Origin of the sequence: Thauera sp. AutoDN2, from assembly GCF_051280715.1 — a bacterium.
Lineage (GTDB): Bacteria > Pseudomonadota > Gammaproteobacteria > Burkholderiales > Rhodocyclaceae > Thauera.
The window spans coordinates 1-1,259 of the sequence record NZ_JBNCAR010000106.1; the positions used below are offsets into that span (position 1 = coordinate 1).

Consider the following 1,259-nt stretch of genomic DNA (forward strand, 5'->3'; position numbering starts at 1 on the left):
CGACCGCCCCGGCTGCCACAGCAACCCGGCCGTCAACGCCAGCGGCCAGACCCTGCACGATGCCAACCTGCTCAAGCTGCGCATCACCTACGGCATCCCCACAAAGAAGCAGATCCCGCTCGCCGGCCCCTTCATGGCGCGCGCGCTCGCGCTGCTCGATCCCGCCGACGGCGACGCCTTCCGCGCCGACCTGATCGCCGACGGGCGCATCCCGGTGGTCGCGCATACCGTCATGCGCATGCAGTCGCCGGCGATCGAGGGCGGGAATGTGTCGAACCCTGGCGCCGGCAACGCCGGCAAACCGGTCGATCCGGGGCTACTACCGCAGGGGGCAGGGCTACCGGCATGTCCGGTGACAAATCCCACGTGCGCCTCCGTGTCCGAGCCTGGGCCACCACATGACGGCGGAGATGAAAACGACGATCCTCCATGCCCGGACGGTAGCGAGTCCTGCCCCGTATGCACGGACGAGAATGGAAAGGTAATCAAGAAACCGTGATCCCTGGAAAAAACCAACGAATAGTGGCTCTGGGAATAGTAACCATTGCCTGGTTCGGCATGGCATACGCAATCGAATCCCTATCGGAGACCCCCGCAAAGTCGCACTGTGAAGAGCAGCTATGCTTCTTGACGCATGATGCAAAGACCGAATATGAGATGAAGTACGACTGCAATTTCAAAGACTGCCACTTAGCCAACGGCGAGGATATATTTCGCTGGGCCATCGGAAAAAAGGAGACGGGCGGCCCACCTTATCGCTATGAAGAACCAGATGAGAACCCTTGCAGTCGGGATAACGACTACTGCACCGCGACAACGGGCAGTCCAGCTTCCGCAGGCCGAGACCGCTTCTATGCGGCCTCGTATGGCACACATCAAATCACATTGACGATGCTATTTGCCTGGCTGAACCCTAAGGGAAAAACAAGATTCGATCCTCCACCGGAGTGCTTGAGAACATGGTTCCTGAATGACAAGGAACTGATGAATGCTATGGAGGAAGCGGAAAAGCGCCGCGCGTTCGGATACGGGTTAGTGTCCGGTAGGAAAGTGCCAGCTGCTGCGGTAGACGAGCACGGCAGAATTACGTATCCGGCAGTGTCGGCTGACATCAAGAGGCAGGCTTTAGGCCTTAAGATCCTGATCAACGGCAATGCAGACGGAACAAGTCAAGATAGTTGTCGCCTGATTCATGCAACCAACCGCCCTATGTCTTCAGCATGCACGTGATCGCGCACGACAGCATCGCGCTCTGGATT

Annotated in this window: 1 protein-coding gene and 1 pseudogene; both read left to right on the forward strand. The window is 58.5% G+C overall.

Features of this window, described 5'->3' with window-relative positions:
- Positions 1–499: pseudogene (locus tag ACPT9U_RS17720) on the forward strand (pilus assembly protein); the annotation flags it as partial.
- Positions 460–1,230 carry a hypothetical protein gene (locus ACPT9U_RS17725; RefSeq protein ID WP_435751925.1) on the forward strand — a complete coding sequence of 257 codons (771 nt, stop codon included), beginning with the start codon at positions 460–462 and terminating at the stop codon, positions 1,228–1,230. The pseudogene ACPT9U_RS17720 and the gene ACPT9U_RS17725, both read left to right, overlap by 40 nt.
- The last annotated feature ends 29 nt before the right edge of the window (positions 1,231–1,259 follow it).

What these genes read in the sequence shown, in the direction of transcription:
- ACPT9U_RS17725 (WP_435751925.1), top strand. Translation starts at nt 460, where the DNA reads ATGCACGGACGAGAATGGAAAGGTAATCAAGAAACCGTGATCCCTGGA.